This window comes from Enterobacter cloacae complex sp. HYC003_NIDB (genome assembly GCF_056673375.1).
In genome coordinates, this window is sequence record NZ_CP114221.1 from 18,688 (window position 1) to 45,567 (window position 26,880).

The window sequence follows — 26,880 nt, forward strand, 5'->3', positions numbered from 1 at the left end:
TTTGGGATCATTTATTGGATCTACATGAGGGATAAAATCTTTTGACGATTTCGTAGTGCAGTTATACCAGCGACTTAGCAAGACAAAAGCTGCAATTTAGTGACGAGTTACTAGTCTGCCCAACAAGAGCAATGCAGAGAAGATATGTGGTGAAATGACCATGGTAGTGAGTCTAATCACTACCATGGTCCGCAGTAAGCGTTACTTACGCAATGAACGTCGGACTGATTTGCAACAACATGGGCTACGGCGCATCAGAAGACGGCCGTTGTGCTTCAGCAAAACAGCCCTGCTTTATTTTAATTCTTCAATGTTAATCATGAACTCAGATCTGCCTGTAAGGCCGGATACAGCAGGGAAAATAGGAAAGCTACGGCTGTCCCCGAGCCCCAAATCCAGTTGAAGCTCTTTGCTTTCACCTGGCATCGCAGAAACACCATTTACAGTCACGCCGAATGCAGCGTCCTTACGGACAGTAAGCACTGCGTCCTGAAGCCCTGTAGCGATTGAACCATCCTTTTTACGCAGCTGGCTGGCATACAGAACAGCCAGAGGAGTATTGTCAGATGTTTTGAGAGAAGCATTGACAGCTAAGGTTTTCAGATTCTCTAGCCTGACGAGATTGTTTGGAAGGTAGTTAAATTCGACTGAGCTTTCTTTAACGTTGTTCATCTCATCTTTGGCCTGAACTGTGAGAGTGTATGTTTCGCCTTCATTAAGAGACGGAAAGATCTTGGGATAATTAGGTGCATACAGGTTGTTTCCCAGATTCACCCAAGACAATTCCACCGCATCAGAAACAGGGCCACCGCGAAGAGTCATACGGCTTAAGGATGGTTTAGTTAGAGCATCGGTGAGCTGTATACGGACGTTCTCCAGCCCATATACTGTTACGTTTTTGCTGATCGGTTTTCCTTCGTAGCTAATACTTACAGATGGTGCTGTATTATCAACGACAACAGTTTGATAAGGGAGGTTACCGGTATTGTTGAATGTATCTTGGGCATTAATTACCACGTTATAACTGCCTTCTGGTACCTCTTTCATGTTGAACTCATACGTGTAGTTCCCAGACGCCATATTTCTACCTGTTTGTTTGCCGGTTACGCTTATTTCTGCGTTGTTACGGTTTTTATCTGACAACCAAACTCGATTTACATAAACATGGTCGAAATATGAACCATCTCCAGGTTGATTCACGTAAACCTGGAGAATGTTGGTGGTTTCAATGTAATCAAATCCAGTGACGGAGGGACCCAGTGTATGCCAGGCTATATTCTCCCATATAGGGGCAAAGAAGGTTGCTTCGGTGGTTGACCTTACTTCATAGCCACTATGAAGATAGCCGGTAGTGCCATTTATAATATCCTGGGGCAAAGAGACGGTACAGGTTGTTGAGCCAGCTGGAATACTGCATGTTGCTCCGCCAGTGATTTTTTGATCATATGGCCTAGCCTGTACATTGAACCGGATATTAGTAAGTTTTATAGGCATATCAGATGCCTTGAACAGGTTCCAGTTTACGCTGTTGAACCATGTTCCATCAGCCTTTTGTCGTTCTATGGGTGAACTTCCCCAAGCCGGACTCTTTACAGAGGCAGGATCCCAGTTGAGCCAGCTGGCATACTGACCAAGATCTCCTCCAGACCATTGATATGTATTCACAGGTCTATAGTAGTTTCCATCTAAGGCACCCTGTGGCAGCTTAACTTCCACGTAGACATAGGTGGCATCTTCGGAAAGGACCTGTACTCCGCCATAGTTATTGGTAATGCTCATGCCACCATTTCGATATGGCTTCCAGTTAGTTCTTGGGATACGTATAACCAACTTGTAGGGGTTTTCCAGCACTGTAAGGCCTCGTTTAAACGGGACGTATCCCGAAGAAATGCCGGGTACAACACTGGTGCTTACACGTGAGTCATGAACTGCAAATGGCGTAAATTCTCCCATTTGATCGTCATATAAAAACCGCTGGGGAGGAATGTTAAGCGTATTTCCTGCCAGGTCCGTAACGATGAAATTGAAGGTGAATTCTTCATCAAGATCACTTGAGGGCATGCCAGCCTGGGTGTTCATATCTTTAATCCACGGATAGAACGCACGTTTATTGGCTGTGTCATAACTCAGGTTATTGTCGGAGACCACAGAACCATTACTTCGTTTAATGACAAGACGGATCTTGGCAATTCCACTAGCATCCTCAATACCGTCTGCAAATATAGAAAACTGGCCACTACCGCCTCGGCCCAACTCCCAAAGTGGCCCAGAAAGTACCATGTCGTAACCTGCGTTTTGACTCGGATAAATACTCTTATAGCGTGGAGGAGTTGTATCAACGATGAAATGATAAGTAGATGTGCTCACTACAGTCTGGCGAATATCCAGAGTTTCATTGACTACAGTAAAGGTCCCTTCTCCGAGCGCCGGTAGAACCATATCCTTTCCATAGTATTCTGTTCCATCGGCAGCAACGATACGATCTGCAACGCTCGTTTTGGTCGAGACGGAGGAATACATAACCTTTTTATCGCTGTCTCGTGTGACCGTCACTCGCTCGTACCGATCAAGACCCGATATCAAGTTCAGAGTCAAAACACCAGCGGGATTAAGATATGTTTGTGTTGCAGGCTTAATATTCCGAACAGCCTTATTGGTATCTGTAAATGAGTAGCTAAATACCTGAGCATGTGCCGAAGATACAGTAGCAAGGGCAGTTGCAACCATGCAGCCAATTAGAGTTTTACGCATATGATGCTCCGGGAATAGGTTATAGCCTTATTCTACGGATTCAGCCTACAAGGTCCGGTCGGATAAAGTGATAATTTGCCTGTTAAAAGAGACATCAAGTGAGAAAGCAACCAACGTACAGAATGCAAAATGGCGGCAGTGCATCTGGATGACGCAAAAGTAACTTTTTGTACCCACTTTTTTGGATTTTAGCCTTCAAAATGAGTATTCAACCAATCATAAAAGTAACTTTTGATAGACGCTGCTCCTTTATGTTTGCCAATTGTGCTGATATGTTTTTAAATTCAAGGAAGCGAGATTTTAAAAGCATCTGTTGAGTCAAATTTATGTAAAATAACAGGGTAACCATCACTTCTAGGTTGAGGAAACCCAATGTTATACATGCTCTTATGCTGTTTTCTGATGCTCAACAGTACATTCGTTATGTTCAGAGCAATGTCTGCAATAAGTAAAGGATCCGCTAAAGAAAACCGGTCTGAAATATCGCTGATAGTCCTAGCAACACTTGGAATTGCATCACCATTCATTGTCGCAATGATTACTATTAATGAAAGTATGACATCTAAAACAGTAACAGATTTTTCTTTGGGTGCTCAGTGGTCCGGAATGGTTTCAGCGGTAGCGCTAATGGGGTTATATGCTCGACGCGTTTGGAAAGAGAAGAAGTCCTTATTTACTGGCGCTTTCCTGGCCTCTTCCTTAATGGCCTTTATTTTTACTGACAGCCTTGTTTTCGTATCCCAGAAGGACACCGGCGTTCTGGCTACTTTCGTACTCGATAAAAACGCTGGAGATATTGATTGTAGTCGCCCGGCTATGATTGTCCATTACAGTAAAGGTGTTCCAACGGACTGGCGTTGCCCAACCAGTATCATGTTGATGGCGTATTCTTCATATCCTTTTTTACCTTGGCCTGAGTATAGCCATGGTACCAGCCAGTCTCTTACGGTTGTTATTGATACATTTATGGAAAACGCTGTTAATCTCAGTCAAAAATAATAAATAAACCTCTCTAGTGAGAGGTTTTATAAACCTGAGCCACCAATCTAATTAACTCTATATTTTTGTTTTAGCTTTTTTAAAGGTAGACTTACCGAATAAAACAGCAATTATAGAGCAAAGGCCTGGCGTTAGGACAAAAGCTAATAATGCACTGCCAAAACTTGTCATTTCAGGCACCACGAACCAGCTGATAGGCCACGTCAGGGCAGGTAAATTTAGCGGATCATAAAGCGCATGTAGAGCGCTTAACACACAGTAAAGTGCTAAAAAGCAAACTAGATAAACAACGATCCACATTTTAATTTGCTCAGCAATTTCAAATTTAGGACTGCCCATGCTTTACCTCAGTGGCTGAATATTGATGGTTAATATCTTTAATCACCCGTAAGCACTTAGTGCATACCTTAGTTCGATTTGTCTGCTTGTCCAGAGTGTATTTAACTTCAAGTTGACCTCCAGCATTAAGCAAAGTGAGCATCTCATCTTCTAACACGCTTCGGTAAATGGTCTTGTCCGAGAGTGTGCCCGGTAACGAGTACTCAACATAATTGTTTGAAACTCTTACCGATTTAGGGATTTTACCACTGAGCTGGATTTCATTCGTTGAAGGCATTACAGTTACTTTAATCACAGTTGCCGGTGACCAGAAATCCTGATAACGCACTTTATGAATTTTATCAGCTCTAAGGCCTAACCACACATTTCCGGCGATAAGAACAATAAGCAATCCATAAACTGATCGTCGAATGTTACGCCTTTTAATCACAATGTGGCTTTGTTGAATAAATCAGATTTCGGGTAAGTCTCCCCCGTAGCGGGTTGTGTTTTCAGGCAATACGCACGCTTTCAGGCATACCTGCTTTCGTCATTTTGTTCAGCGCTCGTACCAGGGCCATAGCCTCCGCAACCTGACCATCGTAGTCACGCAGCGTCAGTGAACCCCCGAACAGCTGTTTTACCCGGTACATCGCCGTTTCCGCTATCGAGCGACGGTTGTAATCTGTTGTCCATTTCCACCGCGCATTACTCCCGGTCATTCGCTGATTAGCCACTGCACGGTTACGGTCTGCATATTCACCGGGCCAGTAACCCGCGCCTTTTCGGGGCGGGATAAGCGCGCTGATTTTCTTACGCCGCAGTTCATCGTGACAGAGCCGGGTGTCGTAAGCGCCGTCTGCCGATGCTGCCCTGATTTTTCTGTGAGTCTGCCGGATAAGACCCGGGAAGGCTTCTGAGTCCGTCACATTGTTCAGCGACAGGTCTGCACAGATGATTTCATGTGTTTTACTGTCAACGGCGAGATGCAGCTTACGCCAGATACGGCGGCGTTCCTGGCCATGCTTTTTGACTTTCCACTCGCCTTCACCGAAGACCTTCAGCCCGGTGGAATCAATCACCAGATGCGCGATTTCACCCCGGGTGGGCGTTTTGAAACTGACATTAACCGACTTTGCCCGCCTGCTGACACAGCTGTAATCCGGGCAGCGTAGCGGAACGTTCATCAGAGAAAAAATGGAATCAATAAAGCCCTGCGCAGCGCGCAGGGTCAGCCTGAACACGCGTTTAATGACCAGCACAGTCGTGATGGCAAGGTCAGAATAGCGCTGAGGTCTGCCTCGTGAAGAAGGTGTTGCTGACTCATACCAGGCCTGAATAGCTTCATCATCCAGCCAGAAAGTTATGGAGCCACGGTTGATGAGGGCTTTATTGTAGGTGGGCCAGTTGGTGATTTTGAACTTTTGCTTTGCCACGGAACGGTCTGCGTTGTCGGGAAGATACGTGATCTGATCCTTCAACTCAGCAAAAGTTCGATTTATTCAACAAAGCCTCACAATGTCCCCCATCCCTCAAATATCATTCTAAATAACTGCACCAGGATATCATGAGCGTAATTAAAAGAATTCTTCATAACCGGGGTTTTCAGTTGAGTTTGCGGACTCTTTACTTTGCGGTTTCTCGCCCTCTATTTGAGTATCCCTGACAGGTTTGGATTTACCCATGCTCCTCTGAAAGGTATCCATAACAAACTCAATATCTTCTTCTGGCAGGCTGGTGGGTTGGTTGCTCATAGGACTTCCTCTTGTTGAATACGTTCGGCGTACAGGATGCGAACCGAAACGGTCGTGTTTTCAAACTCGTTCTCAAAAACGTCCATCCATTCCGTCCGGAATTCTTCCCCCAGAAGGTTATCGAGCCCCTGAAGAGATAATGGAAGAACGGCTGCTAGAGATCCCCCGGCTGCGAGATGAGATGCAGCTGCCTGGAGATGCAGCCTGGCCCGGTTATCGGCAAAAGGTGGGTTCATCACGACATAATCAAACTTCTTCTGTTGATTAGACTTAGACCATGTGAGGAAGTCAGCTTCTGTCGTATCGTATCCCTTAGCCCGGGAGATAAGGCAATTCAAAGTATCAAGCTCGATGCCAGTAACGATCACACCGGCAGGGAATGATTTAAGCAAATCCGCATGGCCAATATTAGGCTCCAGGAGGGTATCCCCTTCCCCTGCACCGAGCAGGGAATATACATATTCGCTGATTCGGCAAGATGAAGGGTAAAACTGATGCGATACAATATCAGGCATCTCCCCTATCTGGCCGATGTAACGAATAACCTCACACGGATCATAGGAAAATGTCACATCGTATTTTGTTACTGTTGCCCCTAAGAACCGAAGGGTGTCAGCGGCAACACTCGAAGATTTGCGTTCGGCGAGAGACCCTAAAGATGTCCAGCAACTCCATTTATTGTCCCCGTCATTTTTAAACATTAGTTCAGAAAGCTGCATCCGGGTATCAAAGTCGATGCACTGCTTAAGTACAGGGAATGCCTCCAAAGATTTCTTGCTATGAGCCATGCGGTCGGCAGGTAATGCCAGCGGTACGATAGCTGATAAAATATTGTTAAGCCGCTCGGCGATATCAGGGTGGACGTCAATATGCATTGATCCATTTTTGTAAACCCTGAAACGAATACTGTTGCCATCGATGCAGATCCATTTTCTGAACCCCTCATGTTCGACCAACGCCTCAACCAATGATTTGGTGTTATGGATCGCCTTCACCTGTTCGCCACGGAAGAATGCGCATATAACGCGGAGCTCGCTCAGTGGTGAAATGCCAGACTCTTTAAAATCCACCCTTAATTTCTGCCAGGGGTATTTAGACGGCTCGCAAACTCCGGTAGTGATCATGCGGGTGGAGAACCCAAAAGCTTTGTTTGTCTTATGACTGCGGCTCAGAGACTGGAAGACGTCGTAAACCCTTTCTTTAATAAATTGATTGCGGTCATTAAGCAAAGCAACGACTGTGCCTACTACAGCGTCAGCTGTGAAATCAGGGATCACCTGAGGCGGCATAATATAGCGGTCGGCCGTAAACTGCTTATCCCATTCGTTACGTTTGGCATCCGACATGATAGGCAAAACATCAGTGAGTGCCATAACGCGTTTCCAGTATTCAGATCTCAGAGCGTTTTCCGCGAACAAGGCATCCGCTTCAGAGATACTGTGGTTGTAGCCTGAGAGATAAGAATAAAGTTTCTGGTGATTGTGGGTTTTGAACTGGACAGCCATGTGTTTCAACAAGCAGAGTTCATCATTATAGGACTCAACAAGATCCGCGATAATGCCGAGCTCTTTGCGCATATCTGGAAGAAATGTTTCAGAAGAGCTAACCACCAGGCTATGAGAGGTTGTTAAAGCCAGTACGCTGTGACCTGCATTATCGGGTTTAGCTTCAGAATCAAGAGATGACATTTTACCGGTCCTTTAGAAAAAACTTTTACCAGGATAGCAACGTCGCTCTGTAACCTAATAGGTTCAGTGACACGAAAAAGTTTTTTATGTCTCTGAATAAAACTTAAAGATGTCAACTCATAGAAAGAAGCAAAAAAAAAGCCCCGCATAAACGGGGCAAGAACGATACATGGAGGTTTAAAAAAGGCGGGCAAAAAGCCTGAATCCTTAATGACTCTGACAAAACCAACACTTTGCCAAAAGTAAATTATTCTGCGTCCGGCTGTGGGTCAGTATCCTGATCGGTCTCTTCCCCTGCCTTCTTAGCATTTTTTTTACGTGGGTATTTTGGCTTCTCACCATTAAGTTTTGCCTGACGATTCTCCGCACGGCGAAGCTGCTTGTTCTCTGATTCTGTGATCTCTTTTGAAAGATTTCTCAGCATCTCCAGAGTACTGCGGTTCAACGTAATGTTGATTTCTTCGTCAGCACTTGAATCTGTCATCTCCGGCAATTCAATATCCCCCAGTTTCTGTAATAAGCTGGTGGTGATGAGTTTGACGCCTTCTACGGCTTTTGTGGCAATAACCGGCGGAATCCGTGCTGGCTTGAAGTCTGAAGGTCTGACTCGTACCTGACCATGTTGGGTTTTTTTCACCGTGATGCCATTCGCATCGGCCTGCTCAAGTTCCGCGATCATCTTCTTGATACGTGAAATTGCTTCTGTTTCACCGAGCTCATCGATCAGTGAAAGCACGTTAACATACGAAATAGCGTCAGCATGAATCCATTTCTTGATAACAACAGAACAGGTTGTCAGGCGGATAAGAGAACTGATGGTCGTCGGGCTTTTATTTTCACGTTGAGCAATTCGTTCGAGTGACCAGCCAGCAAGAGAATGTAGGCGACGATAGGACTCGCCAAGCGCAACAGGAGAAAGCGCAAGACCACGGTTACCATCAATGGTCGCGAGCTCACAGCCAATTTCATCTTCTTTAATCTCAACGCAAAGGATTGTGATGTCATGATCTTCATCACATGCCATCATTGCGGCTTTTAAACGGCAGTGCCCCTGGCGAACAAAAGGTACCCCATCAATGACACGTACTCGGATAGGGTCTACATAGTCACCTCGAATGTAGGCATTCTTGATGTTGTAGATGTGTTCTTCAACCTCAGGGAGCTTATAGTAATCGTCACCCATTCCCATTTCGCGGGAGTTGAAGCCTGGCGTGACCTGAATTACTGAAGGGTGGATAGCCCATGCTTTCTGGTCACTTACTTCAGTACAAAGTTCAGGGTTTGCATCACGGAACTGTTTAAGCCCAGTGACGTAACGACCTGTGCCAGTAACTACTGAAAAGGCAACATGGGCCGTTTTAAAGACCTTGTCATTAGCTTGCTGTGTAGGTTCTGTCAGTAAAACACTCATAGGGGCTCCGTTACATTTTTCTGCTTACTTTCTGCGTAGCGGGGATACTACCGAAAAAAAAATCCATAATTTTTCGCAAAAAAGGTACTTTTTGAGCCTATTCTGATTTTTCACAAAAAAAGAGGGCTCCCCATTTCTTGTGATGGCATCAAAATCGCTTCATAAACAAAGACATAAATCCAAAACATAAAGTTCAGGTATCAGTGAGGAAAAATCTTATAAATCCGCAATGCTGAAAGTCAAAACTGTGCGTCTTAAACAACTTTTTTTTGCTCCCTAAGTTATTAGTTAAAGCCCGTGGTTAGGTACGATACCAGCACCTAAATTTCTCTCTCAGGTATAGACACTTTGACTCGACATCTCAGACACATGCCGATAATCAAATGGGCTGGTGGAAAAACGAAACTGATGCCTTTCATCAGCCATCACTACCCACACGATCATAGTTGCCGGTGGGTAGAACCCTTTATAGGCGGTGGTGCCGTTTTTCTGAACATGTTTGCACAAAATGCATTGCTTGCAGATAGCAATCCAGACTTGATCAACCTATACAGGACTATTCAAAGACAGAAAACTAACTTTATAAATCAGGTCCAAAACCTAGCGGATAAAACCTTTGTCGAAAAGGACTACTATGAGATGAGGGACCGTTTCAACAAAACCTGTATTTCTGGTCAACCGCTTCAAAGAGCGGCTTTGTTTTACTCCCTGAATCGCCTGGGCTATAACGGTATGTGCCGCTATAACTCAGAAAGAATCTATTCAGTGCCCTGGGGGAAACATACAGAACTGAAGCTTGACTTCAATAAAATAGACTACCTTTCATTTCGTCTTTCAGGTATTGAACTGATCACCGCTGGTTTTGAGGAGACTCTGGCCGCAACCGGCGAAGGAGATCAGATTTATTGTGATCCGCCATATGACAAAACAAGCAAAACTAGTTTTGTCAGTTACGATGGTAAACCGTTCAGCCAAAGCGACCACGTGCTGTTAGCAAATATGCTCGTTGACGCTCACAGAAAAGGCGCTGCTGTTGCGATATCAAATAGCCTGACACCATTCACTTTGGGCCTCTATGAAGAGCGTGGATTCGTCATACACAGACTCAGCGCTTACCGATCCGTAGGAAGTAAGCCAAATACACGGAAAACGGAAACAGAAATACTGGCCGTGCTGAAATAGAGTTAATTCTAATCAACGGGGCTAATCCATTCCTGAAAAGTTAATACCTCAGGGTGAGTTCGTTGAACATAAGGTATAAACTGAAGCTCTTCTATTCTCCGGTCGCCCCTCTTTCCTTCGCAAATAAATGAAATGAGTCCTTGCTGAGAAAGCCCAGTAAGGACGCTCATAAGTCTTATATTTAGAGTTTTAAGCTGTAAGTCGTTATTAATGTCCTCCACTTTATGAGAGCTCTGGCCTGAACGTTTAAGATACTCGTAAACCATGAAATTCGAATTTCGTCGTTTTAACAATTTTTCGGTTATGCATTCCTGAATGAAACCGCCAAGAGCATCTAAAAGCGGACTGAGAACTACCGGGAAAGTTAATGTGTAACTTTGAGAAGTTTTAGACAAAGTAAATGAATTTAGAAAGCTAAAGTTAAGTCTCTTTTTTGAATATGGAGCGTAAGCGACAAGAGTAGTTGACATAACAGTAAGTAAAGCTTCAAGATGTTCCACTGTTATTAATGTGGTTTTATCTGTATTTCTTAGATTATGGAAATCAATAAACGCTACTCTTGAACGGCTAAGCCAATCTTGTACTTTAATGTCGATAGAAAATTGCGATATATGATTTGAACATTCATTTTGGTTGATAGGGCATGCAGACGAAAGATGGTTATGGATTATCATGCATAGCACAAAAAAAGGAAATCGGCAGGCTGTGGGGCATTGAAAACCGGTTAAAGAAAGCTTAGACGTTTCATATGCGCTTACCGGAAAAGTAACTTTTCTTAACGTTGGCTTTGACGATGTTCTTGCATTTTTACAAATGAAACCGAGACCCAGATCATTGTGCATTTTAAAGTCCATCTCCATCATCACCTTTTAGCCTTAACTGTATGGTATTGGTATACAAAAAATTAAAAATTATAATTAATAAGATTATCATTTTTTTACTATTGAAAAGGTTGTGATAGAGGGGAATTTAAATGTAAAAGATTTATACTCGCAGATCTTTATGAGGGATAAAACCCATTGCGTAAGCAACAATATTACGTGAGTGAGTCCTAACGACAGTTTAAGTCTTGGCTCTATATTTAAGCAGTAAAACATTTAACTGTCTTGGAGTTTACTTAACTTAAAAACTGTTATTGCAGCATAATTTTTCGAATCAAAATCATAGAATTTTCTGACTTTTCCAGTCAAATGATAACGTTCACCCAATAAAATGTGATCCTGTTTATCGGCCGTTAAAGCGATCCCGTCATTTCTAACTTTACCAGTAAATGTAAAAAAATAACTCCCTTTACTTTTTGCGTACGCGGCCCTGACTTCAGTAAATGTTAGTTCAATGCTTATGACCTGGCCGATATTGTAGCTATGTTTTAAAATTTCTTGTTCATTTTCCGGAGTTTCAGACAACATCACATCAAAGGTTGTAAAGAAACAATCCAGCTGGCGTTCTGTCAAAAAACGGTTATTGTCTAGTTGCGCCAATATACTATTAGAAAACTTAGTGTTAGCCTTTTTTGCTTTCTCAATAAGTACGTGGTTTCTGGATTTCCATGCTTCGAGTGTTGGGTTAACACGCAGTTCCGGAATGTTATCGAGAAAGGTAATTGGCTCTAGTACCACTAATTTTTCAATAATGGGTCCAACTGTTTGCACCCCATGACACTTTTCACATACATCAGCCCCTTTGTGGCCTGTGCCCGCACATTCGTTACATTCTCTTTCGATAGGTGCATAATAATTTCCATCTCCGTTAAGGGATACATTCACTGAGGCTGGTACCATATGACCATCAAGAGTAAAGAAAAGAGATTTCATTTTCGAAACACCTCCAAACGTGCCTCTACGATTGCTACAGCTTCTTTCACAGTTTTTTCATAGTGGTCATGCCCTTCAGGAAATTGGTCAAAACGTTTACCGTGTTCTAACTCTTCCATGTTGCGTTTAAGGACTTCATGAGTTAGAAGCAAATCATTATAATTATCGATAAGAGTCAGCTTTATAGGTTTAATCACTCAACTAATCCTCGGTTTTTTATTCCTTAAGGAGATCTCGAATTTCCAGAAGCTCTTCTAATTTTGGTTTAGAAAGAATGATTGCTGTATTTTCGTCGTTAAGTAAAGACAATAAAATATTTAGCTTTTCATCATTCAAGATTATTTGAACACCATCATCAGAAAATATTACATTTTTACTATCAACATTTTTGAACAAGTGTGCACTATCTCTACCAAATTTTAGTTCTGTTTGAGTATTCGTTATAGATTCCGTATGTGTACTTTCCACAAGCTCAAGAAATTCAGATTTTAGCCGTTCTGTTTTCTTATGCGAGAGGCGCTTAATACCCAAAGTCTTACGTGTGACTGCCGAATTTTTCTTTTCTGGTCCGCCTTTATTTAAGGTGTCTGGTCCTGCTCCAGCTGCATTGTGTTCAGGTATGCCTACAATTTTGCTCGTTGTAGTCTCAATATTCTTAACGCCAGGTAAGAAACCTTCTATATGTTTTAAAACCATTTTGTGATCGTTGGAATATTTTAACATTATTTCAATGGCGAGCGTTTTTTTGATTAGATTTAGGCTAATCAAACGTTGAAGCTCTAATGGCATATCAAGGATTTTTAGCATATTACGAATTGCGGTAGTTGATCGTTGATATCGCATTGCTAGTTCTTCAACCGAATACCCGAGACTAACAGCATGAGCTAATGCATGAGCTTGCCCAACCGGATTTAGCCCATTGCTTCTGTTACCATCGAGGTTCTCAAGGTATTCTTCAATTTCGTTTTTATAATCGATTAAGATAACAGATAATTTTGGAATATTAGCACCTTCAGAAATTGCTAATTTTAAGCCATGAAAACGAGTATGACCTTGACGAACTAAATATTTACCTTTTCTTTTTACGACCTTGATCATATCAACCTGCCTTCCTTCCTTAAAGGCTTGTTTGATTGACACAATCATCGATTTGACAGGTTCTTGTTCGTAACACAAATCTCCGATTACCGCCTCTCGGGGATTAAATCCCTTTTCAATTTCAACTAGATTAGTATCCACTTCAATGACTGTATGTTTGCTGTTGTTCATATCTTCCTCCTGTTTACTACATGATACATGAACCTCAAATTTGCCAAATAGGGCTGATACATCTAAAAGGTAAACTCAAAAAATTTGCTTAATAAAATTAAAATAAAAACTGTCTTGAATAAAACAATGATAGTAAACCCACTTTCATTTCCGTTTGCGATCTGTAGATATTGATAAAGGAGCGCTATTCCTTGTTTTATATGGACTTATCATTGTTTTCAACAGGTTAGATCAATTCTTTAGATCACTAAAGATCAATAGAGTTCAAGTAAAGATCACGGCATCTTTAACTCATTGATTATAGTAACTTTATGAAAGGATCCGGCATTCGGATGCATGCGAAAAGCATTTGAATGAATAAGGAAGGCATTTACTGGAATGCTTATGGCATTTAGGTAAATGCGTAAAAAGCATTTGCAAGAATATGTTATAAACAGTTTGCCAAATGAAAATCTTATCACCGACGAGTTAAGTTAATGATTAAAAACAACGAGTTAATCCATCCTTTTGACGTAACCAGTAATGAATCAGGTAAGACTTATCAACTGACGCCTAACTCGTCCAAGTCGGTTCAGCCCGTGGCCCTGCTGAGATTGAGTGTATTTACCCCTGTCGGCACAAAAGAAAACCGCGACCGAAACTTTGAAGTTGATGCCTCTGATGAGCTTTCGTGTATGGAAATTGCAAGATCGGAGGGTTATGACGACATCAAGATAACTGGTGTCAAACTATCTATGTCTACCGACTTTAAGTGCTGGCTCGGGATCATCATGGCTTTCAGTAAATATGGTTTTACTTCCGAGAAGATTAGCCTGACTTTTAACGAGTTTGCGAAGATGTGTGGTATCAGTTCAACAAACATCAACAAACGAACTCGTGCGCGCTTTAAAGAGTCATTAATGAACCTTGCATCGGTAGTGCTTGCCTTCTCAGACTCTCGTAGTGGTCGGTTCACAGTAACGCATCTGGTGCAGAAGGCTATGATTGATCCAAAAAGCGATACTGTTGAGCTGGTTGGGGATCCTTCTATGTGGGAACTGTATCGTTACGACCATAAGACATTGTTAAGCCTTCAGGTTCTATACATTTTGGCTAAAAAAGAAGCTGCGCAATCTCTCTATATTTATTTTGAAGCAATGCCAGCTGGTACGTTGTTCGTTAATATGAAACGGTTGAGGGAAAGGTTGCTTCTTACAACCCCTATTCGTACGCAAAACCAGATAATTCGTAAAGCAATGCGGGAACTTGAATCTATCGGATATCTCGATTATCAAGAAGTTAAGAAAGGTCGCGACATACAATTTCAGATCTTCAAAAGAAGCCCTAAGCTGGCCCTTGCCAAACAAGGTTGAAAGCTATCTGGTATGCACTGGTTATAACCTGCTGAAAAATAAGTTATTTATCAGTGCTATGCTTAGTGCTTCTTTTACTACTGGTCTTACATCTCGGCTTAATGTGCAAAAAAGTAACTTTTCAAACGAACTCCTGACTATTCATCTGTATGCCTTTCTGACTCAAGCGTACATGCTAGCCCATTCATTAAATGCCGTTGAGCAAGATGGTTTCGTGCGCACTCTATTCACGTGAATGCCTTTTGTGGATTACGCCTCTTACATTCATACAAATGCTTTTGATGTCGGTATCCCAAAAATTCATTCATTGAAATGCTTTTGTTTGCCACTGTATCCCGAGCATAGCTATGCAGTGGTATAAAAAGGCATTTTGGTGAATGGCATTAGGTCGAATGACACACAGTTCAGCTTTGTTAAGAGCGAGAATGGTCCAAGACATCTATGACATTGGGCATCAGAAGGACTATGTGCTTGATATGAGATCAAAAAAATATCAGAAGCATCACAACTCCAATGGCATTCAAAGAAATGCCTTTGTTTTGTTAGTACACCAAACAACCCAAAATTCATGCAGTTATATCAAAGACTCATTCGCAAAAGGACTCAGCCAGAAAGCATTTGCTTAAATAGCATTGGCCAAAAGCATTCGAATGAATGATGTTCGTATGGACAAGACAAAGTCCCACTCACGCCCAGAGGTGTAAAAGGCATTTAGATGAATGACGCACCGGCCCGAGGATTGTATGTAGTTTCTCCAACTGATAGTTGCCGAACCAGGGAGCACAGTGATATGCGGCCTTCTCAGAATCAAGAGATAGATAATAAGGGAACAAAAAAGATTAGATATGAAGCTTAGTTACCTGCCCGATATCTAGTTAGAGCTTTTCAAACCATCAAAAGTGACTTTTATGCTTGAGGAGTCTCATCAGCTTCAGGATTGAGCTTAACGTAATCTTACCCCCTCCCCTCTTTCAAACTTTTACTAAGCGTTCACTGGTACCTTTCAAAGATTATGCTTTAGGCCCTTTGCTTAAAAATTCACCAATCGCTAAACGTTAAAAAAAGGGGGTTTATGCGAACGGAAGGATCGGAATAAAAAAGTATTATTCATTCGCGTTTACGTGAACTCAAATCTACACGGAGTAATTATGGAACTTTCTTTAAATATTGGCCTTAGTGAAAAGAAATCTAACACGGCTGCACTTTTTAAAACAAAAAGCGCAAAAGTGATTTTGTTTGTTCTGCTGACCGTGCTTTTTTGCGGTCTGGCATATGCGGGTTCAGATGATGGGGCACTGGGAGATATTTGGTCATACATGAGTGAAAGTATGACTGGAGCTCCGGGCAAAATTCTGGCAGCCGCGATGTTGATCTCAAGCGTATATTTCTCTGTCCTTAAGCCTAACCCGGGCCTGGCACTGGTTTCATTATTCATGATGCTGGTAATGGCCAACGGCGAGAAAATTATCAGCACCTTTATGGATGCTGGCGTACCGCTGTAATTTATTGTTAATCATGCATGAGGGGGTTCATCCCCCTCTCTGGATTTTTAATGAGTAAGCAGAACGACGTTCCTCAGCATACCTATAGATTCCCTTTCAGGATCAACATGCCTCTACTGATTTTGTTTTGGGATGCCAAAAAATTAGGGCTTGCATTCATTCTGGTTGCATTTGGGAATATCTTCGAATGCTTCGGGTTTTCTGTTGTAGCAGCGGTTGTGTATTGGATTGCGTATAACAAAGCAGCTGAGTCAGGAATAAGAGGATTGCTAAAACACAAACTCTGGTGGCTCGGTTTTTTGCCAGGTAAAGCAGTTTTTAGTAGCCGTTATTTCAACGATCCATTTATCAGAGATTTGTATTCTTGATGGAGCTATGAATGAAAATGCTAAGTGGCATTAACATCCCTTTTTTCAAAAAATCTAAAAAGGATGAAAACGGTGATCTTGAACAGTCATACGTAAAGAAAGATGAAAGTGCTAAGGGACGTTTTTTGGACATTAAAAAACGATTTAGCCCACAAGCTGAAGCGTCAGGTGCTGGAATTACATACAGCGCCCTGATTAATCGTGATACAAAACTTATCCGCATTAATACTGTTTCAATAGCCGTCATTGGGTTATTGGTTGCAAAGATTCTTTTTTTCACTGACCCAGTGACGATTGTTACCCCTCCAAACATGAATGAAGAGATCACGGTTGTTGGTAACAAAGCATCGGAATCTTATAAAACACAATGGGCTCTCTTTTTTAGTACCCTTTTAGGGAATATTAATCCAACTAATATTTCCTTTGTGACGGCCTATGTCCTCGATGCCCTTTCACCTGAACTACAGGCTAAAACGAGTGAGTCTTTACAGGAGCAGATAAATATCATGCAGGCTCGTGGTGTTGAGCAGACCTTTAAGCCTAATGATATTTACTTTGATCCAAAAAATGACATGGTCTATGTCTGGGGTACCAAAACGACTCGACTTGTAAATGTTCCGGACAAAACTGAATCATCGAAATGGACTTATGAATGGGTTCTCGGGATGAAAAATGGTCGCCCAAGAATTGCATATGTAAATCAATATTCCGGAACACCGAATATTAAAAAAATTACGATAAACGGCAAAGAGCAACTGGCAACGCTGGATAATCCGCCACCGTCTACAGGTAACAAGTGATGATTAAAAAAAAGGGCTTAGGCTTCAACGCAATTACAGCATTGATCATGCTCACGACTTCGAACTGCGTAATCGCTGAAGAATACCAATTGCCAGCAACAATTAATAACCCGGTTGTAATGCCAGTTGGTGCTGACGGATTTCAGAATGGAGCTGCAAAAGCCATTATTCCGGGTCAAGCTGGTTCTGAACAGTCAGGTGCACAAACAAACCTTAGTGAAGCCGGTAATGCGCAGGGACAAAAACCTACAACTGATCTCCCTACCGTGCAACTTTCCCCAGCCAGCAATGCTTCGCCTGCGGTAAGCGCTATTACTGGAGCATTATCAAATAATCCTAGTCTCCCCGGATTTGACGCACAGACCCGATCTGGTGCAATTGATAGCTATGGGAGACCAACAGGTACCTCTTCCCAGCAGAATGCAACCAATGCGACCGCCACGTCAAAAGCCGATGAACTTTATGTCGAAGCTCGTAACCGATATAAAGAAGTTCAGCGTGTAAATGTGCCGCCTGGTGGGAATGTGGTACTGCCAGTTTCACGAGGACTTCAAAACAGAATATCGACCAGCTTCAAGAATGCTTCTGTCAGTACTTCTACCCCTGCTGAAGAGGCAAGCATATTTGTTAATGGTGGCGATGTCTTTATTTCAACTAATACCGATAAACCAATCGGGATTATGTTGTCTGAAGATCAGGTACCTGAATCGACCTATAACCTGACCCTGGTACCGCTTGATGTTCCCGGTGCGATGATTTCAGTTACTACATCTTTAAGCCCATCTATGCAAGCCAAACGTGAAACCTCATTGGATAAGCAAAACTATGAGGAAATGTTGGCCCGCTCCCAGTCAGAAGAACTGGCTCCAACGGATCCAAAACAAGACGATCATAAACAAAGAATCATTGATTTATTGACTCCTGTGGCTCTTGGTGAGGTCCCTTCAGGATTCAGTTTACAACAGGACCGACTTTCTCGTATTCCTGCGCCAGAGCAGTCACCATGTAACTTTAATATGTATGCAAAGCTCGGTCAGAGACTGGTTGGCTCACGTGAACTTATTGATGTAATTCTTGTGAAAAACGATAAACCATACGGTCAAATCGTTGCTGATCAGCAGTGTATGGCAGAAGGCGTTATTGCAAGTGCTTTATTTGATAAAGCATACCTGCAACCGGGAGAAGAAACAGAGCTTTACATAGTCCGGGATAAATTGTTCAAGGAACGCGAGGCCCGGGTTACAACCAGACCAAGTCTAATCAGAAAATAATATGGGAAAAGTTACTTTGCCTGCTCTGCTTGGGGCCACCGTGATTGGTTTTGTCGTATTTGCTTTAACCAGCTTTTACTACAGGTCAGAATATATACCAAAAAGGAGTGTATTAATCGTTCCGGACGCACCCATTAGTATCGAAGATGGCAGTAACGCTTTTCCCGTTCAGACAGTAATAATGAACGATCCAACTCTTATTGATAAATTTGTAGGAGAGGGCAATATTAATGAGGAGAATGCTTTTGACTATCACAAAAGTAACGTTTTGGAACCTAATTACAAACATGAAATATCTAGAACGAGCCAGATAGATAAAGCTGAAATGAATCATCCATCTGTTCGTGAAAACTGGGCCAGAGCAGGTGAACCCTATATCGTTCCTCAGATGTCTGACAGCGAACGAAATCTAAAAATTAAACGATTCCAGAAACCTACAAGTGGAGCTAATCATGGACATTAAAAAGGCCTGGGAAAATAAGACCGTCAGACTTTCTGTTATTGGCGCTCTGCTGGTAGTGATTGTTTATATTATTAGCCAGTCTATTTTTTCCACACCAGTTAAGAAAGAAAAGAAAACACAGAAAAAAGACATGCAGACCAATTTGTTGTTAGATGATTCGCAAATGAACAAATTGAGTAATGAAGAAAGCCAGAAAGTATATAAAGAAATGGTTAAGCAAAACCGACTTGACCAAAATGCGGCGAAAGAGGACCGCGAAAAAGCAGAAAAAGCCCAACAGGAAACTAAAGCCCAAGTTGCAAGTTTAACTTCTCAACTTCAGCAGCTGTCTCAGCAAATTAATGATATGCAGACAAATCGAAACGGCAATCGTAACTTGGATGCTGGTAGTTCGCGTAAAACGATTAATGAGCAGGCACCGGCAGCTCCTTATCAGCTTAATGCTAATGCGCCGATTAATGGCGTAAACCCTAATTACGCTTCTATCACACCTACGCGTAATAGCCCAATGAGAACAATCACACAAAGTTCCATTAAGACTAATGGTACCGATGGTGTCATTCAGGTTATGCCCGTGTCTGAAAACAGAATCAAGGAAGGCAGAGAGGTCATTGCAGGAGATAAAGCGCCAACTCGGACTGTACGAGGTGATGGTACTGCGCCAGTTGATAGCAAAGCGCGGCATGCTGCCCGAAAAGATGAAATGTTTCTTCCGGCAACATCTATTATCACTGGTGTTCTGATTACCGGGCTTGAAGCGCCTACAAGCCTTTCTTCCAAATCAGAACCAATGCCAGTAACGATGCGTATTAAAAAAGATGTCATCATGCCCAATAATTTCACCATGGATTTGCGTGACTGTAACCTTCTGGGTTCAGCTGTTGGTGATCTGGCGTCACAGCGTGCTTACATACGTGCCACTTCTATCTCTTGTGTTAATTCAAAAGGGAAAGCTTTTGACGTAAAACTGGAAGCATATGCTGTAAGTGAAAATGACGGAAAAAATGGGATCCGAGGCACGCTTATCAGCCGAAATGGTAACGCAATTGCAGGAGCTGCATTTGCCGGTGGACTTTCTTCACTTGCCGGTAGCTTAAGTCCCAGTAAGGTATCTTCACTTAACATCGACCCTAATTCACAGGCTCAGTATCAGTCCCCTAATTTTGGTGCACTTGGGGCATTAGCCGGGGCTGGTGCAGCTCAAGGTGGTCTTAATCGACTCGTCGATTACTACACCGCAATTGCAGAACAACAGTGGCCAATCGTAGAAATTAGCCCTGGCCGAGCTATTACATTTGTCGTTCAGACCGGAACTACAATTCCAACGAATCTGACCAGTCGCTGAGGTTTAAATGGATAGTTTAGAAAAAAAAGAATCGCCTGAATCAGCTGGACCTGAAATCACTAAAAAAATGGTGCGAGAAAGGACAACAAAAAAAATTACCTTCGAAATTGATATTGAAAAAATATTGAAGTATTTATTTTTCTTCGCCTTTGCCGTATTGGTCATTATTTATGGTTATAAAGGCTTTATGAATGTTTACGATTACTTCAATAAACAATCCCAGCCTTCGTACAAGATTGCAGTGCTTGACATGCCTGAATTACGTAAGGAATTTTTCAAGCATCACGGAGGCCGTACTGCTGACAATGATAGATCTCAATTCGAAGAATATTTCAGAACATTAATGAAGATCTACCGTGACCGTGGCTATTTAATTATTGATGCAACGCTTGCCGTTACTGTACCGGATAGTGTTGAAATCGTCACTTATATGGAACTTGAAGATAGCTCTGAAGCGGTACAATCAAGTTCTTATAATGCAAAGAAGTAGAGGGCACCCAATAGTGAAAAAGTTACTTTTCCCTTTAATGGCGGCTTTCGCCATTATGGCGAATACGGTCACTTATGCTTCAGAGCAGGTCCTAACTAATAGTGATGCTGCTGCGTTAATGGCAAAGGCAAAGGAAGGTGGCGTTTCACCCAGTCAGATCTCGGGTGTGTTATCAAAAATGAAAGGATATAAACCTAAGGATGCCATATACATTCCTTCTGGTGGGCTATACCTCTTTCAGGACGAACGTTCGCAGCTAATGGCAGTAACGACCGATGGCCGATACTCCCTTACTGGGGGAAGCCTTGTTGATGTAATTAAACGTAAACCTGTTCTGACTGTAGAAGAAATCAGGAATTCCTATTTTATTAGTCTTGATGAGGCCCCCTTCCCTCTGGAAACTGTAGCGTCCATTCCTCTGGGAAATTCAAAGCTTAAAAGACAAGCAGCCATTTTCATAACACTTGATTGTGACGGTTGCATGGAACTTGTTAAGAAATTCTATGCAGATCGGGACAAGTATCGGATAGATATTGTTTTAGTTCCCTCACCCGGTGAGCCAAAAGAAGAGCTTAGAAGGCTCTGGTGTAGTAAAGAAAAAGGAAAAATAAACAACCTCGATATTCTTCGTTGGCTAATGGGAAGCAAATCCGACATTGAAAAAAGATTGCTCTCTCAAAAAGAAGCAGAAGAATGTCCGGCGGAACCTTTGGTAGCGTCATTGATGCTCGCAGGAATTTATAAATTGCAGGGTGTACCTTCAGTTGTCAGACAGGATGGTTTGGCTGGTAATGGCATTCCAAAAGATTTCGACTACTGGTTGAACCAAAGCGTTGAACCTCTCTTAAAAAATCCATTTGAGACAAATTAAGGCTAGTTTATGAACATCAAAAGATTGGTACTCAGTGCTCTGGTTGTAGGTACATCCTCATATCTTACGGGGTGCTCCATCGGTAGTTCCGAATCCGAATGTCCAGGCATTGAAAAGGGCGTTATCTGTAAAGGTCCTCGCGAAGTTATGGAGTTAACTAATAATCGAGATGATCTGTCTGCACTGGCGGGGGAAGAGTCGGAATCGGGAAAGGAGAAATCGGCTGTCAATGACAGCCGTTATCCAACTGAAATTAGCCCTCCAGGGGAAGTCAAATATCCACAGTCTACTACCCTTAAAAATCAGCCTGTGGCTTATTCAAAAACCGAAATTAAGCCAGTTGGTCAGTTACCTGTCATGTACGATAAAACTTTAAAAATGGGTGCCCCTACTTCATCCATTGGACCACGGCCTATTTCTGGTGTACCGGTTAATTCAAACGTAAGGATGACTAGCAGTTATAGCACTGCCTCTTCAACTGGTAACCCTTTCGTTCATCCGGCTGCGGAAGTCGTTAAACAAACAAGCTATCCGGTTTCTGCTGGAAATGCCCCACGCTACGTTGCACCTAATTCTGATATCAGCCCTGGTAAGGATATGTACTCTCTTTACAATGGCCAGCCCGTTAACCCGACTCTCAACCCTGGGCAGATCCAGCAATACCGTTCGCAAGGTTATAAACAAGCTGTAGTGGCTCCTGAACCACTTGCTGTTCTGCAACAGGGGAAAGTAATGAGAATTACTTTTGCACCTTATACCGATGATAACGATGCGCTTAATCTTCCCGGCTACGTTTATGTCAACGTAAAACCGCAAACATGGATTGCTGGCAAGAATTCGACCTCAAACCCAGCTCGCATAGTTCCTTTAGAAGTACAGGATGCGGCCCGGGAAAATATGCAGCAGCAACAAAAAGCAACTAAAGCTGTCTCTTCGAACGGCATTGTTAGACAACTGTAAGGTCAAATATGGAAGCTATCAATAATTACAATAGCGGTTTAAATCGCCATCAATTAGGTGGGTTTATCCCTGTTTACGATCAATTAGCAGGGACTCACTATTTTTTGATTGATGGCAACAGATTAGGGTTTATGTTTATCTGTAATCCATCCCCTGGAGTTTTTGATAATCAGCAAGATGTTCTTGCTGAAATGTTCAAAATGGATTTCCCTACAGATACTGTCTGTCAAATATCTCTGACTGCATTGCCAGACCTGACTTTACAGCTTAGTGCTTGGTCAGCTGTGCGAGGTGGGCGTATGACTGGGAACGATAAGCTTAAAGCAGATCTGCTTAATGGTTATCAGTTGGACTACTACGACAGAAGTATGCATAAGCCTTTAAAACCTGATCATGATAACCTTATGTTGAGGGATTTTCAGGTATGGATCTCGCTATCGATTCCTTTACAGTCTGCCCTTCCTACCGAGCTGGAACATTCGCGTATCGATTCACTTTACTCTGAACTTGTAAGTAAGTTAATTACGATTGGATTGCATCCGTTTAAGGTCGATGCAGAAAACTGGCTCTATTGTATAGATAAGGTCGTAAACCCCGGAAAGAACTCCCGGTGGGCTGAAGGTTTCATAGACGTTAACACTATGAAAAGGCTTAATGAACAAGTTAACGTTCCCGGCCGTAAGTATACAGTCACAGAAAATCATTTCTCATCAGTCACACAAAGTGACGACGAATCTGAGCATCGTTACTTCAAACAACTTTCCGTTGTAAAGTTTCCTGAATACGTCAATTTCGGTTGTATGTATGAGTTAGTAGTTAACTGGATGCATGGACGTAAGACAATTTTCAGCCCATTTATGATCACTCAGACTGTTCAGTTTGCCGATCCGCTCAAGTTGTCAAAAGAAAACGTCCGCTACAAAGCAATCACTAATAAACAGGCAAGTATACCTTCAGTTGTCACATTCTGCCCTCGCCTGCGGGATATGGATAATGACTACATGGCCGTAACTCGCGAGCTTGAGGATGGCGCAAAGCTTTTAAGAGGGTATCTTACTTTCACTGTTATGGGTAGTAATGCCAATTCTGTGCAGACAGCAGCTAACGATCTCAAATCCTTTTACCTCGAAAGCCGGGTCAAAGTAGCAGATGATTCCTTTATCGTTTTCCCGTCATTTATGTCATGTCTGCCAATGTGCAATGACCCAAAGACAATTTTCGACCTTGACCGTTCCGAAGTAGTGAGCAACACCGGAGCGGCTCATATGACACCGATCTTTGGGCCCTGGAAAGGTAATACAGATAGACCAGTACTGAGTTTAGTTTCTCGTGAAGGTCAACTCATGGGACTTGATATTTTCAAGACTTCTGCAAGCTATAACATGGTTATTGGTGCAACGTCAGGTGCAGGGAAGTCATTCTGGACAGCATATCTAATCAATAACTATCTTGGAGCTGGACCGCGATCTAATAACCTCGTTCATTATCGCTCAACATTTAAGCATTTTTTAGAAAACGAATACCCAGATGATGATCCTGACGGTGCTCAAGTATTTGTTGTGGACGTGGGCCGTTCTTACCAGGGGATTGCGGAACAATATACAAACAGTCAATTTATTGATTTCGGTAAAACCCCTGACTTCACCCTAAATCCCTTTGCCTTCCTAACTGACATCACTGTTAACGACGATGTATTTAACGAAGCACCTGAATTTACCGGTGAATCAACTTCAAACGATGCAGAAAAAGACAAAGTTGCTCAGACCATAATGGTTTTGAATCAGCTAAAAATTATGGCTTCAGAGAAAGGCCTTATCGATGATTATCAACAATCAGTGATGCTTCAGCTTATTGCAGAAGAGTACCAAGAATCCAGAAAATCAGGTCGGACCGGTTCAATAACCGGCTTTGCTCTGCGTTGCAAGAAGCATGAAGACAAACGTATAAAGGATATTGGGGAGCAACTCGGAGCATGGTGCGAAGGTGGAATTTATGGGCACCGGTTTACCGATACGTTGCCTCCAATCAACTTCGACAGCAGATTTATTGTTTTGGAACTGGAGGAGCTAAAAGGCACCCCCCACCTTCAGACAGTTGTATTAATGTCTATCATTCAGGCTGCTCAGCATGCAATGTTCATCAAAAAAGATGGGCGTCGTCGCTTGTTCATCCTTGATGAAGCATGGGAGTACATTCGTCCTGATAATTCATCAGGTGCCGGAAATCAATCAAACCAATTCTTCTCTTCCTTCCTCGAAGCGGCATGGCGTAGGTTCAGGAAAACAAACTGCGCTGGCATCTGTATCACACAGTCGTTTGAAGATTATTTTACTTCTTCTGTTGGCCGGGCCCTGACTGCTAACTCGCCTTGGAAGATAATCATGAAACAAGAAAAAGAAAGCATTGAAGCAATGAAGGCTAATAAATATTTTTCTACTTCAGATGCAGAATATGAACGTATGAAAAATATTCGTACAGTCAAAAAGGTGTTTTCAGAGATGTTAGTCAGGTTCGAAAACTTCCAAGAGATCTGTCGGTTATACGTAGACCGGAAAATGGAGCTTTGTTTTACTACGGATAGTGCTGACAGGAGTAAATTATGGGAAATTCAAAGCCGCGAGAATTGTAGCTATGGCGAGGCAATAGAAATTCTCTATGCTCAAGAAGTAGCAGCGGGTTTGGCCGCGTAGAGTAAATATCTTCAAGCAAAAATAATTAAACCAGATGTCTCATAAGAATCTGGTTTTTTATTGTATGCCTTAAGTAAACAAATGAGGTTGTGACTTAATGAGTTCATCACTGTGCTGCAAATTTTGGTTTTATAATTAATGTGGTGTAAAAACAGTGACATAAATACAAATCGCAGTTAGGTTGTGTACGCATTAAGTAAACAAAATTTATAACTTCAATACTGACATTATAAGATGAAAATCACGTAAATTACATTTTTGTTTACCAAAGGTAATCAAAGTAGCGCGGCATTATTAGTGAAAACAGATCACTGGTGTCATTTTGCATACAAAACTTAATATCCTTTAATCATTCTTCTAAAAGTTTATTATTAACGGTTTGGTTTCTGAAAATTTATCCAATTTGCTCACCGAAGACTTTTAACTTATTTAACCCCCTTTATCGCCAAACTGTGATTTTCTAATGTTAGTCTACAGTTCTAGGGCCCTTGCTCCCATGATGCGAATCCTGCCACCTAATAAAGATTAACGCCTCATTCCTGTATGCCGGTCTTACGACGCCAGTGCACGGACTATTTTTGGTCATCACAAGGACAGGCGGGAGATTTAATCAGGGCGTGGTGTTGCTGAGCAGCAGCTGCGGCACTGTAAGCCGAAGGCGGAATTAACTCCTTTATCACCATCTGGGGACGTCATTATGGGTAGCCCTTTTAACTTACTCAGGACCATTAAGCTAAAATTCCGGATAGCGATTGACGTAAGATTTAGGCTAAGCAGGTAAAGTGATCCCCGCTCCCGGGGTGACAACTTTATACAAAAGGCCGAGCGGAAGATTGTCCTTAGGGAATATTTCTTTAACACAGCACGGGCACTTACTCACGCTGCCGGATTTAACCCCCTTAATCGCCAAACTGGGGTTCTGTCCTCATGCTGGCCTTCAGTTCTGGGCGGGGTTGCTATCACTTGCTCCCTAATGCGAGATGTACCTGCTGATACAGATTAACGTCATATTCCTGCGTGCCGGTCTGCCGACACCAGTGCACGGGCTTTTTTCGGTCATCACATTACCGGGCAGGAGATTTTATCAGGACGTGGTGTGACTGAGCAGCAGCTGGGGCACTGTCATCCGCTTGCAGATTTAACCCCCTTAATCGCCAAACTGGCGTTCAGTCCTGATAGTGTCCTTCCGTCCTGGGCAGGGTTGCTAACACTGGCTCCCTTAATACGAAATGCGCCTGCTGATAAAGATTAAAGTCACATCACTGCATACCGGTTTGCCGACTCCGGTGCATGGCCTTTTCCGATAATCACAAGGACGGACGGGTGATTATATCTGTGCATAGTATGTCTGAGCAGCATCAGAAGGCACTGTCAGCCACTGGCAGATTTAACCCCCTTAATCGCCAAACTGGCGTTCAGTCCTGATAGTGTCCTTCCGTCCTGGGCAGGGTTGCTAACACTTGCTCCCTTAATACGAAATGCGCCTGCTGATAAAGATTAAAGTCACATCACTGCATACCGGTCTGCCGACTCCGGTGCATGGCCTTTTCCGATAATCACAAGGACGGACGGGTGATTATAT

General features: G+C 42.6%; 23 protein-coding genes. 13 read left to right on the top strand and 10 right to left on the bottom strand.

Annotated elements, in window-relative coordinates; genetic code table 11:
- Positions 1 to 294: 294 nt before the first annotated feature.
- Entirely contained in the window at positions 295 to 2,751 is a 2,457-nt protein-coding gene (locus O1722_RS23585; protein WP_001232713.1) for an Ig-like domain-containing protein, read from the bottom strand.
- A gap of 372 nt (positions 2,752 to 3,123) precedes the next feature.
- Between O1722_RS23585 and O1722_RS23590 the strand changes: the two genes are divergently transcribed.
- A complete protein-coding gene (locus O1722_RS23590; protein ID WP_000966518.1) occupies positions 3,124 to 3,750 on the top strand; it encodes a hypothetical protein in 627 nt (208 codons plus the stop codon).
- 57 nt (positions 3,751 to 3,807) lie between these two features.
- Here O1722_RS23590 and O1722_RS23595 read toward each other — a convergent pair whose 3' ends face one another.
- From O1722_RS23595 to O1722_RS23615, 5 genes are all read right to left on the bottom strand, one after another.
- Positions 3,808 to 4,089 carry a hypothetical protein gene (locus tag O1722_RS23595; protein WP_000535423.1) on the bottom strand — a complete coding sequence of 94 codons (282 nt, stop codon included), beginning with the start codon at positions 4,087 to 4,089 and terminating at the stop codon, positions 3,808 to 3,810.
- Positions 4,090 to 4,580: 491 nt separating this feature from the next.
- Positions 4,581 to 5,549, bottom strand: coding sequence for an IS5-like element IS903B family transposase (locus O1722_RS23600; RefSeq protein ID WP_013815099.1), 969 nt, complete (start codon positions 5,547 to 5,549; stop codon positions 4,581 to 4,583).
- A 96-nt stretch (positions 5,550 to 5,645) separates the two neighbouring features.
- Positions 5,646 to 5,822, bottom strand: a complete 177-nt coding sequence (locus O1722_RS23605) for a hypothetical protein (protein WP_000070862.1) — start codon at positions 5,820 to 5,822, stop codon at positions 5,646 to 5,648.
- On the bottom strand, positions 5,819 to 7,510 hold the full coding sequence (locus tag O1722_RS23610) for a DUF4942 domain-containing protein (protein ID WP_000096325.1): 1,692 nt from the start codon (positions 7,508 to 7,510) through the stop codon (positions 5,819 to 5,821). Before O1722_RS23610 ends, O1722_RS23605 begins: the two co-directional genes overlap by 4 nt.
- Before the next feature lie 247 nt (positions 7,511 to 7,757).
- Complete coding sequence (locus O1722_RS23615; RefSeq protein WP_000114860.1) at positions 7,758 to 8,921, bottom strand: hypothetical protein; 1,164 nt, start codon at positions 8,919 to 8,921, stop codon at positions 7,758 to 7,760.
- A 408-nt stretch (positions 8,922 to 9,329) separates the two neighbouring features.
- On the opposite strand from O1722_RS23615, the gene O1722_RS23620 reads away from it, so the two are divergent.
- Entirely contained in the window at positions 9,330 to 10,103 is a 774-nt protein-coding gene (locus O1722_RS23620; protein ID WP_012477424.1) for a DNA adenine methylase, read from the top strand.
- 8 nt (positions 10,104 to 10,111) lie between these two features.
- On the opposite strand, the gene O1722_RS23625 is transcribed toward O1722_RS23620, so the two are convergent.
- The 4 genes from O1722_RS23625 to O1722_RS23640 form a co-directional block, all read right to left on the bottom strand.
- Positions 10,112 to 10,966, bottom strand: a complete 855-nt coding sequence (locus tag O1722_RS23625; protein WP_000970401.1) for a hypothetical protein — start codon at positions 10,964 to 10,966, stop codon at positions 10,112 to 10,114.
- A 234-nt stretch (positions 10,967 to 11,200) separates the two neighbouring features.
- Positions 11,201 to 11,917: a DnaJ-like cysteine-rich domain-containing protein gene (locus tag O1722_RS23630; RefSeq protein ID WP_000838219.1), complete on the bottom strand. Its 717-nt coding sequence runs from the start codon at positions 11,915 to 11,917 to the stop codon at positions 11,201 to 11,203.
- Entirely contained in the window at positions 11,914 to 12,114 is a 201-nt protein-coding gene (locus O1722_RS23635; RefSeq protein ID WP_000594930.1) for a hypothetical protein, read from the bottom strand. The genes O1722_RS23630 and O1722_RS23635 overlap by 4 nt, the downstream gene beginning before the upstream one ends.
- Before the next feature lie 19 nt (positions 12,115 to 12,133).
- Positions 12,134 to 13,186, bottom strand: coding sequence for a hypothetical protein (locus O1722_RS23640; protein WP_001065778.1), 1,053 nt, complete (start codon positions 13,184 to 13,186; stop codon positions 12,134 to 12,136).
- A gap of 476 nt (positions 13,187 to 13,662) precedes the next feature.
- Here O1722_RS23640 and O1722_RS23645 point away from each other — a divergent pair, with 476 nt between their 5' ends.
- The 11 genes from O1722_RS23645 (at position 13,663) to O1722_RS23695 (ending at position 25,298) form a co-directional block, all read left to right on the top strand.
- Entirely contained in the window at positions 13,663 to 14,538 is an 876-nt protein-coding gene (locus tag O1722_RS23645) for a RepB family plasmid replication initiator protein (RefSeq protein WP_000594611.1), read from the top strand.
- 1,148 nt (positions 14,539 to 15,686) lie between these two features.
- Positions 15,687 to 16,040 (top strand): hypothetical protein, encoded by a 354-nt coding sequence (locus tag O1722_RS23650; protein ID WP_000423602.1) that lies wholly within the window; start codon positions 15,687 to 15,689, stop codon positions 16,038 to 16,040.
- A 17-nt stretch (positions 16,041 to 16,057) separates the two neighbouring features.
- The gene (locus O1722_RS23655) at positions 16,058 to 16,408 is read left to right on the top strand and encodes a type IV conjugative transfer system protein TraL (RefSeq protein WP_001447770.1); all 351 of its coding nucleotides are present in this window, start codon (positions 16,058 to 16,060) and stop codon (positions 16,406 to 16,408) included.
- A gap of 11 nt (positions 16,409 to 16,419) precedes the next feature.
- On the top strand, positions 16,420 to 17,208 hold the full coding sequence (locus O1722_RS23660) for a TraE/TraK family type IV conjugative transfer system protein (protein ID WP_000783153.1): 789 nt from the start codon (positions 16,420 to 16,422) through the stop codon (positions 17,206 to 17,208).
- A complete protein-coding gene (locus O1722_RS23665; protein ID WP_000592092.1) occupies positions 17,208 to 18,479 on the top strand; it encodes a TraK domain-containing protein in 1,272 nt (423 codons plus the stop codon). The genes O1722_RS23660 and O1722_RS23665 overlap by 1 nt, the downstream gene beginning before the upstream one ends.
- 1 nt (position 18,480) lies before the next feature.
- Positions 18,481 to 18,942 carry a plasmid transfer protein HtdO gene (gene htdO / locus O1722_RS23670; protein WP_000521242.1) on the top strand — a complete coding sequence of 154 codons (462 nt, stop codon included), beginning with the start codon at positions 18,481 to 18,483 and terminating at the stop codon, positions 18,940 to 18,942.
- Positions 18,932 to 20,287, top strand: a complete 1,356-nt coding sequence (gene trhB / locus O1722_RS23675; RefSeq protein WP_000351841.1) for an IncHI-type conjugal transfer protein TrhB — start codon at positions 18,932 to 18,934, stop codon at positions 20,285 to 20,287. The genes htdO and trhB overlap by 11 nt, the downstream gene beginning before the upstream one ends.
- A gap of 7 nt (positions 20,288 to 20,294) precedes the next feature.
- A complete protein-coding gene (locus O1722_RS23680; RefSeq protein ID WP_000377632.1) occupies positions 20,295 to 20,777 on the top strand; it encodes a hypothetical protein in 483 nt (160 codons plus the stop codon).
- Positions 20,778 to 20,895: 118 nt separating this feature from the next.
- Complete coding sequence (gene htdT / locus O1722_RS23685) at positions 20,896 to 21,648, top strand: protein-disulfide isomerase HtdT (protein ID WP_182911723.1); 753 nt, start codon at positions 20,896 to 20,898, stop codon at positions 21,646 to 21,648.
- Positions 21,649 to 21,657: 9 nt separating this feature from the next.
- The gene (gene trhV / locus O1722_RS23690) at positions 21,658 to 22,608 is read left to right on the top strand and encodes an IncHI-type conjugal transfer lipoprotein TrhV (protein WP_001022588.1); all 951 of its coding nucleotides are present in this window, start codon (positions 21,658 to 21,660) and stop codon (positions 22,606 to 22,608) included.
- A gap of 8 nt (positions 22,609 to 22,616) precedes the next feature.
- Positions 22,617 to 25,298, top strand: a complete 2,682-nt coding sequence (locus tag O1722_RS23695) for a TraC family protein (protein ID WP_000387412.1) — start codon at positions 22,617 to 22,619, stop codon at positions 25,296 to 25,298.
- Positions 25,299 to 26,880 lie beyond the last annotated feature (1,582 nt).